14 protein-coding genes are annotated in these 13,669 nt (G+C 72.1%); 11 read left to right on the top strand and 3 right to left on the bottom strand.

Features of this window, described 5'->3' with window-relative positions:
• Nucleotides 1-205 precede the first annotated feature (205 nt).
• A complete protein-coding gene (locus ACFVYL_RS03710; protein WP_389712671.1) occupies nucleotides 206-1,177 on the bottom strand; it encodes a sheath polysaccharide-degrading enzyme in 972 nt (323 codons plus the stop codon).
• A 338-nt stretch (nucleotides 1,178-1,515) separates the two neighbouring features.
• Here ACFVYL_RS03710 and ACFVYL_RS03705 point away from each other — a divergent pair, with 338 nt between their 5' ends.
• The 3 genes from ACFVYL_RS03705 to ACFVYL_RS03695 all read left to right on the top strand — a co-directional run bounded on the left by ACFVYL_RS03705 (nucleotide 1,516) and on the right by ACFVYL_RS03695 (nucleotide 3,704).
• Complete coding sequence (locus ACFVYL_RS03705) at nucleotides 1,516-2,454, top strand: PAC2 family protein (protein WP_389712670.1); 939 nt, start codon at nucleotides 1,516-1,518, stop codon at nucleotides 2,452-2,454.
• Between the two features lie 61 nt (nucleotides 2,455-2,515).
• The gene (gene coaE / locus ACFVYL_RS03700) at nucleotides 2,516-3,115 is read left to right on the top strand and encodes a dephospho-CoA kinase (protein ID WP_389712669.1); all 600 of its coding nucleotides are present in this window, start codon (nucleotides 2,516-2,518) and stop codon (nucleotides 3,113-3,115) included.
• Between the two features lie 205 nt (nucleotides 3,116-3,320).
• Entirely contained in the window at nucleotides 3,321-3,704 is a 384-nt protein-coding gene (locus tag ACFVYL_RS03695) for a tetratricopeptide repeat protein (protein WP_389712668.1), read from the top strand.
• Here ACFVYL_RS03695 and ACFVYL_RS03690 read toward each other — a convergent pair.
• Complete coding sequence (locus ACFVYL_RS03690) at nucleotides 3,701-3,961, bottom strand: DUF6343 family protein (protein WP_389712995.1); 261 nt, start codon at nucleotides 3,959-3,961, stop codon at nucleotides 3,701-3,703. The two genes, ACFVYL_RS03695 and ACFVYL_RS03690, sit on opposite strands and share 4 nt — an antisense overlap.
• 45 nt (nucleotides 3,962-4,006) lie before the next feature.
• Between ACFVYL_RS03690 and ACFVYL_RS03685 the strand changes: the two genes are divergently transcribed.
• The 3 genes from ACFVYL_RS03685 to ACFVYL_RS03675 all read left to right on the top strand — a co-directional run bounded on the left by ACFVYL_RS03685 (nucleotide 4,007) and on the right by ACFVYL_RS03675 (nucleotide 6,367).
• Nucleotides 4,007-4,993 (top strand): acyltransferase domain-containing protein, encoded by a 987-nt coding sequence (locus ACFVYL_RS03685; protein WP_389712667.1) that lies wholly within the window; start codon nucleotides 4,007-4,009, stop codon nucleotides 4,991-4,993.
• Between the two features lie 70 nt (nucleotides 4,994-5,063).
• On the top strand, nucleotides 5,064-5,756 hold the full coding sequence (locus ACFVYL_RS03680; RefSeq protein WP_389712666.1) for a class I SAM-dependent methyltransferase: 693 nt from the start codon (nucleotides 5,064-5,066) through the stop codon (nucleotides 5,754-5,756).
• Nucleotides 5,757-5,905: 149 nt separating this feature from the next.
• Nucleotides 5,906-6,367, top strand: coding sequence for a DoxX family protein (locus tag ACFVYL_RS03675; RefSeq protein ID WP_389712665.1), 462 nt, complete (start codon nucleotides 5,906-5,908; stop codon nucleotides 6,365-6,367).
• A gap of 157 nt (nucleotides 6,368-6,524) precedes the next feature.
• Here the strand turns inward: ACFVYL_RS03675 and ACFVYL_RS03670 are convergent, their stop codons facing one another.
• On the bottom strand, nucleotides 6,525-7,046 hold the full coding sequence (locus ACFVYL_RS03670; RefSeq protein ID WP_389712664.1) for an RNA-binding S4 domain-containing protein: 522 nt from the start codon (nucleotides 7,044-7,046) through the stop codon (nucleotides 6,525-6,527).
• A 179-nt stretch (nucleotides 7,047-7,225) separates the two neighbouring features.
• On the opposite strand from ACFVYL_RS03670, the gene ACFVYL_RS03665 reads away from it, so the two are divergent.
• The 5 genes from ACFVYL_RS03665 to ACFVYL_RS03645 all read left to right on the top strand — a co-directional run bounded on the left by ACFVYL_RS03665 (nucleotide 7,226) and on the right by ACFVYL_RS03645 (nucleotide 13,622).
• Complete coding sequence (locus tag ACFVYL_RS03665) at nucleotides 7,226-8,647, top strand: M20/M25/M40 family metallo-hydrolase (protein WP_389712663.1); 1,422 nt, start codon at nucleotides 7,226-7,228, stop codon at nucleotides 8,645-8,647.
• A gap of 125 nt (nucleotides 8,648-8,772) precedes the next feature.
• On the top strand, nucleotides 8,773-10,230 hold the full coding sequence (locus ACFVYL_RS03660) for a YfcC family protein (RefSeq protein ID WP_389712994.1): 1,458 nt from the start codon (nucleotides 8,773-8,775) through the stop codon (nucleotides 10,228-10,230).
• Between the two features lie 56 nt (nucleotides 10,231-10,286).
• Nucleotides 10,287-11,009, top strand: coding sequence for a uracil-DNA glycosylase (locus ACFVYL_RS03655; protein WP_389712662.1), 723 nt, complete (start codon nucleotides 10,287-10,289; stop codon nucleotides 11,007-11,009).
• 33 nt (nucleotides 11,010-11,042) lie between these two features.
• Complete coding sequence (locus tag ACFVYL_RS03650) at nucleotides 11,043-12,233, top strand: nitrate/nitrite transporter (RefSeq protein ID WP_389712661.1); 1,191 nt, start codon at nucleotides 11,043-11,045, stop codon at nucleotides 12,231-12,233.
• 225 nt (nucleotides 12,234-12,458) lie between these two features.
• Nucleotides 12,459-13,622, top strand: coding sequence for a glycoside hydrolase family 6 protein (locus tag ACFVYL_RS03645; RefSeq protein ID WP_389712660.1), 1,164 nt, complete (start codon nucleotides 12,459-12,461; stop codon nucleotides 13,620-13,622).
• Nucleotides 13,623-13,669 lie beyond the last annotated feature (47 nt).

Genomic DNA, 13,669 nt, shown 5'->3' with positions numbered 1-13,669 from the left:
CGCTGCGGGCCCGCATCCCTTCGGGGGTGCGGGCCCGTTGTGCTGCCCCCGTCGCGGGGCGGGCCCCGTAAAGGGGCGCGGGGAACTGCGCGAGCAACCACGGAAGTGCCGCAGACGCGTCTGCCCGGTCGCTGTCCCGTCGCGTCTGCGGCATGTCTTTGGGCTGATCGCGCAGTTCCCCGCGCCCCTGAGGGGGCGCCGGCGCCTAGGGTGTGACCGGGATGTTGGTCAGGCCCCGGCCGCCGGTCACCGTGTTGTCCGCGTACACCGTCGTCTTGCAGCTGCCGCTCTGGTTCGTGACGTTGATGGCGAGTTGCCTGTCGCCCGTCGCGCCCGTCAAAGTCGACTTGTTGCCGCGGAAGACCGTGCCGCAGCCCCAGCCGGACTGCTGGCTGTGGGTCTCGTAGCCGTTGTTCAGGGTGTTCTTGCCGGTGTTGTTCTCGATGGCGTAGTCGTTGCCCTTCACGTCGATCCACGAGTCGTCGAAGTGGTTGCCGGTCAGGCCCTTGCCGTCGAAGGTGTTGCCGGAGACCTTGCCGCCCGTGGTGCCCTCCTTGAGGTCGATCGCCTCGCCGCCCACGTCGGGGCCGATGGTGTTGCCGAGGATCTGGACGTTGTCGCTCTTGTCGGAGAGCGTGTTAGCGGTGCCTACGTAGACGCCCTCTCCCATGCCGCGGTCATCGTTCCCGGTGTCGTAGATCCGCGAGTTCTTGATCACGCCGTCTCTGCTCGACGTGCGGAAGTGGACGCCCTCCATGTCGAGGCCGTGGACCGTGACGGTGTCCACGACGACGCCCCGCGCCGAATCGATCATGATGCCCTTCTGGCCGCCGGTGACGGTGAGTCCCTTCACCGTCCAGTAGGCGGCGCCGTTTAGGTGCAGGCCGTAGCCGCCGCCGGCCTTGAGCACCGCCTTCGGGGAACCGGTCAGCGTGATGCGGGAGTTGGCGCTCGCCGCCACGGTGGCCTTGAAGTTCCCGGAGTACGTTCCGTCGGCGAGGTGGATCGTGTCGCCGGGGGAGGCGTCGGTGAGTGCCGCCTTCAGGTCGGTGGCCGTGGAGACCTCGATGGTGCGGGCGGGTGCGGGGGAGGCGGTCGCCGTCGTGGCCGCGGTCAGGGCTCCGGAGGCGGCCGTCGCGGCGATCAGGGCGGTCGGCAGGGTTCGTCGGGTGCGCATGTGGGGGTGGCCTTCCCGTCGGTTCGGAGAGTGGAGTGCAGGGAGTTGTAGTTCCTGTACATGAACTACGGGTGCGCATCTGAACGTATGGGTGGGGCATGTGCGCGTCAAGGTATGGACCAGGACAGGCCTGACCCGGCCTCTTGAGGGGGGCATCGCCCATAGGTGCCGTCAACTCGGCTTCCCCTTGCGGGAGTTCACGCATACGAACAGCGGCTCCTGAGGGCGTCGGGAAGCGGTCGGGAAGCGATGAGAAGTCGTCATCGAGGAGGCGTGGCCGGGAATGCACATGTCCCCGCGCGTGTTCTTCCCTACGAACACGAGGAGGAGCGGTCACAGTGCTTGATCCGCAGGGTTTGTACGCATGGGAGCCGAAGGGCCTCGCCGTGGTCGACATGGCGCTCGCCCAGGAGTCGGCCGGACTGGTCATGCTCTACCACTTCGACGGTTACATCGACGCGGGCGAAACCGGCGATCAGATCGTCGAGCGGCTCACGGACGGCCTTCCCGGGCAGGTGGTGGCGAGATTCGACCACGACCGGCTCGTCGACTACCGCGCCCGCCGCCCGCTGCTCACCTTCCGGCGCGACCGATGGAGCGACTACGAGGTGCCGACGCTCGACGTCCGCCTCCTCCAGGACGCCACCGGCGCGCCCTTCCTGCTGCTCTCCGGGCCCGAGCCCGACGTCGAGTGGGAGCGCTTCGCCGCGGCCGTCCAGCAGATCGTGGAGCGGCTCGGTGTGCGCCTGTCGGTGAACTTCCACGGCATCCCCATGGGCGTCCCGCACACCCGCCCCGTGGGCCTCACGCCGCACGGCAACCGCACCGACCTCGTCCCCGGCCACCGCAGCCCCTTCGACGAGGCGCAGGTCCCCGGCAGCGCAGCCTCGCTGGTCGAGTACCGCCTCCTGGAGGCCGGGCACGACGTGCTCGGCGTGGCCGCGCACGTCCCGCACTACATCGCGCGCTCCGCCTACCCGGACGCGGCCCTCACGGTCCTGGAGGCGATCACCGCCGCGACCGGCCTGGTGCTGCCGAGCGTCGCGCACGGCCTGCGCACCGAGGCGCACCGCACCCAGACAGAGATCGACCGGCAGATCCAGGAGGGCGACGAGGAGCTGGTCGCGCTGGTCCAGGGGCTGGAGCACCAGTACGACGCGGCGGCCGGCGCCCAGGACCGGGGCAACATGCTCGCCGAGCCGATGGACATCCCGTCCGCCGACGAGATCGGCCGCGACTTCGAACGCTTCCTCGCCGAGCGGGAGGGCGACGCGTAACACCAGGGCCATGCCGACGGACCATGCCGAGGTCCGCCGGACAGGGCCTAAGCTGCCGGTCATGCTGAAGGTGGGCCTGACCGGCGGAATCGGCGCCGGCAAGAGTGAAGTCTCGCGGCTGTTGGTCGCGTCCGGTGCCGTCCTGATCGACGCGGACAAGATCGCGCGTGAGGTGGTGGAGCCGGGAACTCCCGGCCTGGCGGCCGTCGTCGAGGCCTTCGGGCCGGAGATCCTGGCCCCGGACGGCTCCCTTGACCGGCCCGCTCTCGGCGCGGTCGTCTTCGCCGACGCCGAGAAGCTGGCCGCCCTGAACTCGATCGTGCACCCCCTGGTGGGCGCCCGCTCCGCCGAGCTCGAGGAGTCCGCGTCCGGCGACGCGGTCGTCGTCCACGACGTGCCCCTGCTCGCCGAGAACGGCCTCGCGCCGCTGTACGACCTCGTGGTCGTCGTCGACGCGAGCCCCGAGACCCAGCTGGACCGCCTGGTACGGCTCCGCGGCATGCGCGAGGAGGACGCCCGCGCGCGGATGGCCGCGCAGGCCACCCGCGCGAAGCGCCTGGAGATCGCGGACATCGTGATCGACAACGACGGCCCGCTGGACGGCCTCGCGGAGCGCGTCGGCGAGGTCTGGGCGGAGCTCGCGCGCAGGGCACGCGCTTAGAGGGTGCGCATGGTCGTGCTCCGTGGGCATAGGCCTGGACGATGCGCGTGGTCGTGCCCCATGGACAAGCGCCTGGACGGTGTGCGTGGTCGTGCTCCTTGCGCATGCGCCTGGACGGTGCGCGTGGTCGTGTCCCACGTGAGGGTTCGGAATAGGTGGGGGCGTGGCGCGCGTTGAGGCGGGTGAGCGAGGGAAGGAGTCCGGTGTGCCCGAAAGCAGTCCAGAGACTCATGTCATCGATTTCCGTGCGGCGGAGCAGCTCCTCGCCGCGCGGGATCCGCGGGGCGCGGTGAAGCTGCTCGACACCGTCATCGCCGCCCACCCCGAGAACACGGCCGCCCGTCTGCTGCGGGCGCGTGCCTTCTTCGCCGCCGCGCAACTGCGCGCCGCCGAGCTGGAGTTCAGCATCGTCCTGGAGCGCGAGCCGGACAACGCCTTCGCGCACTTCGCGCTCGCCCGCACCTATGAGCGCGCCGCCAAGCCCGAACAGGCGCGCCGTCACTTCCGCCTCGCGGCCGCCCTGGACCCGCAGCCGGAGTACCTGGCGGCGGCCCGGTTCGACGGCGAGGACGGGCAGACCGCCGGCTAGCGGGCGCCCGGCGGCTCGTACGGCGGGACGTCCTTGCCCGGCTGGTAGTGCGGGCCCTGGCGCAGGCGGTGGGCGACCCACGCGAGGTCGGCGGCGACCACCACCAGCAGCACCCCGCACGCCGCCGCCCACCCCGCCCGCCCGACGAGCGCGAAGGCGACGGTGCCGAAGGCCGCCCAGACCAGTCCCCATACGCTGAACCAGAAGCGCATGCGCAGCGGACTGCGTGCGGTCAGCGGTTCACTGCCTGTACGCATCATGAGAGGTCATCTCCTTCCTTTCAGGATAAAGAGGGTGGCAACGTGCTGGAAGCGCTCAGGGCCGATGCCCGGCTCGCCGCATGGCTCAGGGAGCTGGAGGACGCCGGGGAGCCGGAGGCCGGGGCGGTGCTGCCGGACGCCGACGAGCTTCCGGAGGTGCTGCTCGACCTCGCCGTGCCGCACGAGGACATCAACGCCCTCGTGGCGCTGCGCGAGCGGCTGTGGGCCGACGCGGAGGCCCGGTGGCTGCTCGACCGCTGCGTGGACGCCGTCGTGCGCGGCATGGGGGCCGTCGGCCGCGGGGGCCGGGCCCCCGTGCTGCCCGAGGCGTGGGGCGAGCTCGGGCGCTGCTTCTTCGTATACGTGTACGTGGCGGCGTTGCCGCACGTGCGCGCGTACCACCGCGGCCGCGGCATCCCCGACGACGTCTCGCGCCGCACCCTCGCCGACCTCGGCCGCCACATGGCGGTGCACCGCAGGGCGTACGGCAACCGCGGCCTCGTCGTACCGGAGTGGCCCGGTCTGCACTTCCGGGGCGAGCTCTACCAGGTGGGCCGACTGCAGTTCCAGCGCGCCGTGCTCGGCGCGCGCATGGGGGGCGCGACGCGTGCGGCCGGGCACGCGGCGGGGCCGGGGGACCCCTGCCTGAACCTCCACATCACCGGCTTCGGAGGGCCGTTGACGCCGACGGCCTGTGAGCGGTCCCTCGCCATGGCGCGGGAGTTCTTCGCGCGGCACTTCCCCGAGGAACGATATGAGACAGCCGTCTGCCACTCCTGGCTGCTCGATCCGCAGCTGAGAAACCGGCTGCCCGCGGACTCGAACATCGTCCGCTTCCAGGAGCGATTCCATCTCGCGGACGGTTACGGGCGAAGGCCGGAGGATGGCGACCCCGTCGCCTTCGTCTTCGGCGCCCGCGACCTTCCCGTGGCCGAGCTGCCCAGGCGGACCAGGGTGGAGAGGGCCGTGGGGGACCATTTGCGGGCGGGCGGCCACTGGTACGGCGGGCATGGCTGGTTCCCGCTGTAGACGGCGGGCCCATGCGGGCGGTGGGAACGGCGCCGGAGCGCGCTTCGTTGGGCGGGGCATGAGCCTGGAGATGCGTGTGGGATACGAGGGGACGGGGCCCGGCGCGATCACGCCGGACGGCTGCGCGGTCGAGCTGTACACGCGCCTGTCCGTCGGGGACGAGCCGGAGATCATCGAGAGCGCTGTCCCGGCCGGGGCGCACATCCTGGAACTGGGCTGCGGCGCGGGCCGGGTGACGCGCCCGCTCCTCGAGCGGGGCTTCCGGGTCACCGCCGTGGACGAGTCCCCGGAGATGCTGGAGAAGGTCGCCGCGCTCGACGGCGGGGTGCGCAGGGTGCGGAGCTCCATCGAGAAGCTCGACCTGGACGAGAAGTTCTCCGTGGTGATGCTCGCGTCGTTCCTCGTGCACAACGGCGACACGGCGGTCCGGCGCGGCATACTGCGGGCCTGCCGGAAGCACGTCACGGACGGCGGCTGCGTACTGATCCAGCGGGAGGGCGCGGACTACCACACGAACCTGCCGAGGGAGCGTGTCGACCCGGCCGGCTATACGGTCCGGATCGTGTCGGCGACGCCGGTCGGCGACGGTGTGAACGAGGTGCGCGCGGAGTACGTCTTCCCCGACGCCACCTGGACCCAGACCTTCCGGGCCCGGCCGCTCACCACGGAGCAGTTCGAGGAGGCCCTCGCGGAAGCGGATCTGAAGGTCGACAAGTACCTCACGGACGACGGGATCTGGGTGCGGGCGGTGCCGGTGGGCTGACGGTGCGGCGGGGGAGGGGCCGAAGCCGCGCCACGTCCTCGGGCAAGTCGGCGTGCGCAGCGATGAGTTCCGCGCGGGCGGCCGGTCTGTATCGGTGACAGCGCAACGGCCCGGGAGCCTGACGGGCCGCACCCACCGAGGAGACCACGATGTCCACCACCGTCCCTTCCGCCCCTGCCGTAGCTTCCGCCGCTCCCGCCACTCCCGTCTCCACCTCTGGCACCCCCGTCCGCCGCCGTGGCGTACGGATCACCCTGCGCGCTCTCCAAGTGCTGCTCGGCGTGTTCTTCGCCGCGGCGAGCGGCGCGCCCAAGCTGATCGCGCACCCGACCGCCGTCGAAGCCTTCGACAAGCTCGGGTGGGGCGCGCCGGGGATGTACACCATCGGGGCGCTGGAACTGCTCGGCGGCATCGCGCTGCTGCTCCCCCTGCTCTCCTCGGTCGCCGCCACGGCGTTCATCGGGCTGATGATCGGCGCGTTCATCGTGACCGTCACCGCGCTCGGCGGTGAGAACGCGGCCACGCCGCTGATCCTGATCCTGCCGCTCGCGTGGATCGCGTGGGCGCGGCGCGCGGAGACCACGAAGCTGATCGCCCGCCTCCGGCGGTGAGACGGGCAGCCGGGCGGACCGGTCGTCCGCCGACCGCCGACCGCCGACCGCGGACCGCGGACCGCGGAAAAGCCTCAGCAACACGCCTTCTGCCAGGGCGTGTTGCTGAGGCTCTTCCGTATCCCGCGAGCCCGCCGGGCCCAGTAGACGCGAGGTCCTAGCCCTCCGCTCCCCGCAGCCGTTCCATCTCGCGGCGGTCCCGCTTCGTGGGGCGGCCGGTGCCCCGGTCGCGGATGCCCGCGGGGGCGACGGCCTCGCGGGGCGGGGGAGGCGGCGAGTTGTCCACGTAACACTCGACCGCGACCGGTGCGCCGACGCGCTTGCGGATGAGGCGCTTCACGATGACCACGCGCTCCCGGCCGCCCGGCTGGCGGACCCGCACCTCGTCGCCCACGTGCACGCCGTGCGCGGCCTTGACGCGGTCGCCGTTGACCCTGACGTGGCCGCCCTTGCACGCCGCGGACCCGGCCGAGCGGGTCTTGGCGAGGCGCACCGACCAGATCCAGCTGTCGACGCGCACCGAGCCCCCGCCCGTCGCGTCCCCGCCCGCCGAGCCCCCGCCCGCCGAGCCTCCGCCAACCGGGCCGGAGCCCGCCGTCCCTTTGCCCACCGGCGCGGTTTCCGGCGCGGCGTCCGACGCGCGGCCCGTTCCGCCATCCCCTGAAGTCTCCGAAGCCATACATCGACCTTAGTCCGGCTTCGGTGCGGCATCCCCGCCTCCCGGCGAGCCGTCCGGAATCCGCCAACCCGGGACGCCGATAATTCGGACCGATCACAACAAACCAGCCTCAATAAACCAACCTCAATAAAACGGTCCGGACATGAGGACATGACACGCGACTCCCAGGAGTGCTGCCCATGACGTCTTTCGAAGCCACCGTCGACGCTCTGATGGACGGGCTCCGCGCCGACCTGGAACGGCTCGCCGCGATCCCCTCGATCGCGTTCCCGGGGTTCCCCGCCGAGCCGGTGGAGGAGGCCCACGACCTGCTCGCCGGACTGTTGCGCGACGCCGGGGTGCCGCACGTCGAGCGGCTCGACCTGCCCGACACCGCACCGGTGATCTACGGCGAGATCCCACCGCCTTCGCCCAACGCGCCGACCGTCCTGCTCTACGGTCACTACGATGTGCAGCCGCCCGGCGACGAGTCCCTCTGGAAGTCCCCGCCCTTCGAGCCGACACCCGTCGAGGGCGGTCTGCGCGCCCGCGGCATCGCCGACGACAAGTCCAACGTCATCGCGCACCTCGGCATGGTGCGGGCGTTCGAGGGGCGGCCGCCGGTCGGGGTGAAGATCGTCATCGAGGGGCAGGAGGAGTACGGCAGCGCCTTCGACGGCTACCCGCCCACCGACCCGGAGCGGTTCGCCTGCGACGCCATGGTCATCGCCGACCTCGGCAACCTGCGCCCCGGCACCCCCACCCTCACCACCGGTCTGCGCGGCGCGGCGGAGGTGACGGTCGAGGTCCGCACCCTCGACGAGCCGCGCCACAGCGGGGAGTTCGGCGGGGCCGCGCCCGACGCGCTGCTCGTCCTGCTCAAGGCCCTCGCCACCCTGCACGACGTCCACGGGGACGTCGCCGTCGAGGGGCTCAGGCGCGAGGAGTGGGCCGGCACGTCGTACACCGAGGAGGAGTTCCGCTCCCTCGCCGGCGTGCGCGACGGGGTGCCGCTCGTCGGCAGCGGCAGCCTGGGCGAGCGGCTGTGGAGCGGGCCCGCGATCACTGTCATCGGCCTGGACGCGCCGAGCGTGGAGCACGCCGCGTCCGCCGTGGTGCCGTACGCCCGGGCCAAGTTGAATCTCCGCTTCCATCCGCGGCAGGACCCGGCGGAGGCGCGGGACAGGCTCGTCGAGCACCTGCGTTCGCTCAGGCCCTTCGGGGTCCCGCTCACCGTCACACCCGGCGACACCGGTCCCGGCTACGAGGCCACCACCGGCGGGCCCGCCTACCGCGCCGCGCTCGACGCGCTGCGGGAGGGCTGGGGACGGGACGCCTCGTACGTGGCGACCGGCGGGTCCATTCCGCTGGTCAACGGGCTCGCGAAGGCGGCACCCGGCGCCGAGGTGCTGCTCTTCGGGGCGCAGGACAGCATGTGCAATCTGCACGCCCCGAACGAGCGCGTCCTCTTCTCGGAGCTGCGCAACACGGTCGTCGCCCTGTGCGCGTTCGTACGGGAGTACGCCGACGGCTTCGAGCGGGCGGACTCCGAGCGGGCGGACTCCGGGCGGGCGGACTCCGAGCGGGCGAATTCCGGTCGGCCGGGTGGCGGTGCCGCGTGAGCACGACCGAGACGCCCGTGGGAAACGGGGGCAGCGGTGCCGGTGAGGGTGGCGGAGACGGCGCGGACAACGGGAGTCCGGCCGAAAACCCCGCGGGAAAGCGCAAGTTCACCTTCCCCAGCGCCCTGACCGTCCTGGCGATCGTCACCGTCGCCGTCTGGCTGCTCGCCTTCCTCATCCCCTCGGGGCAGTACGACCGCAACGGCTCCGGCGCCCCCGTCGAGGGCACCTACCACCGCGTCGACTCCGGACAGTCCTTCGTCGACCGCCTCAACGACCTCTTCCTGTCGCCCGTCAACGGCCTCTACGGCATCCAGGACGAGAAGACCTCGCTGGTCGCGCCCGACAACGCCGGCTCGCTGTACGGCAGTGCGGGGGTGTTCCTGTTCGTGCTCGCCATCGGCGCCTTCATCACCGTCGTCTTCGCGACCGGTGCGCTCGACCGCGGCATCGGGCGGCTCGCCCACCGGCTGCGCGAGCGGGGCGCGCTGCTCATCGCCGGTGTCATGGTCGTCTTCTCGGTGCTCGGCACGGTCGAGGGCTTCGCCGAGGAGACGCTCGGCTTCTACGGCCTGATCGTGCCGCTGATGCTCGCCCTCGGCTACGACCGCATGACCGCCGTCGGTGCGATCATCCTCGGCGCGGGCGTCGGGGTGCTCTGCTCGACCGTGAACCCCTTCGCGACGGGTGTCGCCTCGTCCGCGGCGGACATCTCGCTCGGGGACGGCATCGTGCTGCGCTTCGCCATGTGGATCGTGCTGACGGGCGTCACGGTCGCGTACGTCATCCGGTACGCCAAGCGCGTACGGAGAGACCCGGAGCGCTCCCTGTCCGGGTTCCTGCCCGGCGACCGGGACCGCGAGCAGGCCGCCGAGACCGGTGCGGCGCCCGAGCTGACCCGGCTGCACAAGGCGGTGCTCGTCGCCACGGCGCTGGTCTTCGCCTTCATGATCTTCTCGGTGGTGCCCTGGTCGAGCGCGCTCACAGGCAAGGCCGACGCGAAGCCGTACGGATTCGAACTCGGCTGGTCCTTCCCGCAGTTGGCCGCCCTCTTCCTGTGCGCGGCCGTCCTCGTCGGTCTGGTCGCGCGGATGGGCGAGCAGCAGCTCAGCTCGACGGTCATCCAGGGCGCGGCCGACTTCGTCTCGCCCGCCCTGGTCATCCTGCTCGCCCGCGGCGTCACGACGATCATGAACAACTCGAAGATCACGGACACCGTGCTCCACTCCATCGAGGGGATCGTGAAGGGCACGTCGTCCGGGCTCTTCGCGGTCATCGTCTTCCTCGTGAACCTGCCGCTCGCCTTCCTGATCCCCTCCACCTCCGGCCACGCCACGCTCGCCATGCCGATCCTCGCGCCGCTCGCCGACTTCGCCGGCGTCTCGCGCGCGGTGGTCGTCACAGCCTGGCAGGCGGCCAGCGGCTGGATGAACCTGTGGGTGCCGACCACGGCCGTGACCATCGGCGGTGTGGCGCTCGCGAAGGTCGGCTACGACAAGTACCTGCGGTTCGTGTGGCCGCTCCTCGCCGTCCTGGCGGTGCTCATCTGCGGGTTCGTGGCGCTGGGCGCCGTGCTGACCTGAGCGGGGGCCGGGGCCCCGGACGCGGCACGGACGGAGGCGTACGTACGGTGGAGGGCATGGACGGCCTGAGCGAACTGGACGAGCGGATCACCGGCTGCCGGGCTTGCCCCCGCCTCGTCGCGTGGCGCGAGGAGGTCGCGCGCACCAAGCGCGCCGCCTTCGCCGACTGGGAGTACTGGGGGCGGCCCGTGCCCGGCTTCGGGCCGCCCGACGCCGCGCTCCTGATCGTCGGCCTCGCGCCCGCCGCGCACGGCGCCAACCGCACGGGACGGATGTTCACCGGCGACCGCTCCGGCGAGTTCCTCTACCCGGCGCTGTACGACGTCGGGCTCGCCTCGCGGCCCACCGCCGAGAGCGCCGACGACGGCCTCACCCTCTACGGCACCCGCATCACCTCGCCCGTGCACTGCGCCCCGCCGGACAACAAGCCCACCGTCGGCGAGCGCGACACCTGCCGCTCCTGGCTGGTGAGCGAACTGAACCTGCTCGCCCCGACGCTCAGGTCGGTGGTCGTCCTCGGCGGCTTCGGCTGGCAGGCCGCGCTGCCGGCCTTCGCGGCCACGGGCTGGCAGCTCCCGAAGCCGCGCCCGGCGTTCGGGCACGGGGCGCGGGTGACCCTGGCGGGCGGCCGGGACCGGGAGCCGCTCGACGTCTTCGGCTGCTTCCACGTCAGCCAGCGGAACACGTTCACGGGACGGCTGACGCCCGGGATGCTGCGGGAGGTGCTGAGCGCCGCCGCGTTCGAGGCGGGGCTGCACCCGAACGGCCCAGCTGAGTGAGCCGCGCCCGCCGGTGATTCCTAGCGTGAGGTCGTGGACGAGACTCGCGCAGCCAAGCCGCCCGCCGCCGCTTACCGCAATCTGGCCGTGGCGACGATCGGTTTCACGCTCACCTTCTGGGCCTGGGATCTGGTCGCCCCGCTCGGCAGCGACTTCAAGGACCGCCTCGGGCTCAGCTCCTTCGAGCAGTCCCTGCTGGTCGCCGTGCCCGTGATCGTGGGCTCGCTGGGCCGCGTCCCGGTCGGCGCGCTCACCGACCGCTATGGCGCGCGGCTGATGTTCCCGCTGGTCTCGGCGCTCACGATTGTGCCGGTACTGCTGATCATCCCGGCCAGGAACAGCTACCTCGCGATGCTCGGGGTCGGCTTCCTGCTCGGCCTCGGGGGCACGACGTTCGCCATCGGCATCCCGCTGGTCAACTCCTGGTTCCCGCCCGCCCGCAGGGGCTTCGCGCTCGGCGTCTTCGGGATGGGCATGGGCGGTGTGGCGCTCTCCGGCTACTTCACCCCGCGCATCGCCAAGCACGGCGTGGACCTGCCGTTCGTCGTCGTCGCCTGCGCGCTCGCCGCCTTCGCGGTGCTCGCCTTCTTCCTCATCACCGACCGCCCCGACCGGCCCGTGCCCACCAGCTCCCTCCCCACCCGGCTCGGGCAGGCGGGCCGGCTGCGCGTCACCTGGGAGCTGTCCGCCCTGTACGCGATCGGCTTCGGCGGGATCGTCGCCTTCGGCGTGTACCTGCCCACGTACCTGAAGACCTGGTACGACCTCTCGCCCACCGACGCCGGGACCAAGGCGGCCGGCTTCGCGCTGGTCACCGTCGTCTTCCGGCCCGTCGGCGGCTGGCTCTCCGACCGGATCCACCCGGCGACGGTCACCACGATCGCCCTCGCGGTGGTCGCGCTCTTCGCCGTCGTGCAGGCCTTCGACCCGACGCTGAACCCGACGGGCACCCTCTGCTTCCTGGCCATGGCGGCGGGCCTCGGCACCGCGAGCGGCAGCGTCTTCGCCCTCGTCTCCCAGGTCACCCCGCAGCCGCAGGTCGGCTCCGTCACCGGCATCGTGGGCGCGGTCGGCGGTCTCGGCGGCTTCGTCCCGCCACTGGTCATGGGCGCGATCTACAGCGCGAAGGGTTCGTACTCGATCGGTTTCATGCTCCTCTCCGACCTGGCGCTCGCGGGGTGCGTGTACGCGTACGGGCGTATGCGGAACGCGACGGCGGACTGATCAGGCCACGGCGCGTTCGACGTCGGCCTGTTCGTCAAACCCCTTTGGCAGGCGCGTACTTGACGATCTTGGTACGAGGCGGGAGACCGCCGTACGAGTGATCTTACGGGCGAACCGCCGTGCCCTGGACGGGAACTGGCCCCCGTCATGGCGTGACGACCGCACACTTCCGGGAACGCGCCGGAGACCACCGGCGCCGTCACGTCGCACGACTGGAGCCGCCCGGTGTCTTTACAGCTCTTCCGCCGCGCCCTTCGGAGCCTCGGCCCTCGTCCCCGCCCTCGCCGCACGCTCTCCCGGACCGTTCTTGCCGCCGGCCTCCTCCTGGGCGCGCTGAGCGCGGCGGCGACGGGCGGCGCGGCGGCGGACGACGCGGCGCCCACGGACCCGGCCGCCCCCGCCTTCTGGGTCGACCCGGACAGCGCCGCCGCCCGTCAGGTCGCGCAGTGGCAGCGGGAGGGCCGGACCGCCGACGCCCACCTCATCCAGCGCATCGCCGGGCAGCCGCAAGCCGTCTGGCTGTTCGGGGACGGCTCAGGACCCGTCGTGCGCACCCACGTCGAGGCGGCCGCGAAGGCGGGGCGCACGCCGGTCTTCGTCGCCTACTTCATCCCGCACCGCGACTGCGGCGCGTACTCCTCGGGCGGCGCGCGCGACGCCGCCGACTACCGCCGCTGGATCGAGGAGTTGGCCTCGGAGTTCGGTACCGGGGAGGCGTACGTGATCGTGGAACCGGACGCCGTCGCCCAGCTGGTGGCGGGCTGTCCGAGCGCGGACGCCACCGAGCGGTACGCGCTGCTCGCCCACGCGGTCCAGCGCCTCAAGCGCAATCCGCACACCAAGGTGTACCTCGACGCGGGCAACGCCGGCTGGATCCCCGACGAGCGCCGGCTGGTCGACCCGCTGCGCCGCGCCGGCATCGCCGAAGCCGACGGCTTCGCCCTGAACGTCTCCAACCACCATACGGACGAGGTGAGTTCCGCCTACGGACACCGGCTCGCCAAGGCGCTGGGCGGCGACAAACACTTCGTCGTCGACAGCAGCCGCAACGGCAACGGCCCCTACGCGGGCGACCAGCCCTGGTGCAACCCACCGGGCCGCGCCCTGGGCCGCCCACCCACGTCCAAAACCGGTGACCCCACCCTCGACGCCTACCTGTGGATCAAACGCCCCGGCGAATCCGACGGCACGTGTCGCGGGGGGCCGAAGGCGGGTCAGTGGTGGCCGGAATACGCGTTGGACCTCGCGCGTCGGACGCGGGTCCAGGAAGCCCAGGGCTCTCAACAGGAAGCCCAGGGCTCTCAAGTCGCTTGGGGGAGACCGCCGTCCGGCCCGGACGGGCCGGGGACGACCGCGGTGGCCGTGATCTCCACGAGCCGGCCGGGGTAGCCGAGGCAGGCCGCGTCGAGCAGTGTCGAGGTGTGCGGGCCCGCGTG

This window comes from Streptomyces sp. NPDC058308 (assembly GCF_042880275.1).
Classification (GTDB): Bacteria; Actinomycetota; Actinomycetes; order Streptomycetales; family Streptomycetaceae; genus Streptomyces.
The sequence above is the reverse complement of the archived record's forward strand: the minus strand, read 5'-3'. Positions and strand labels throughout refer to the sequence as shown.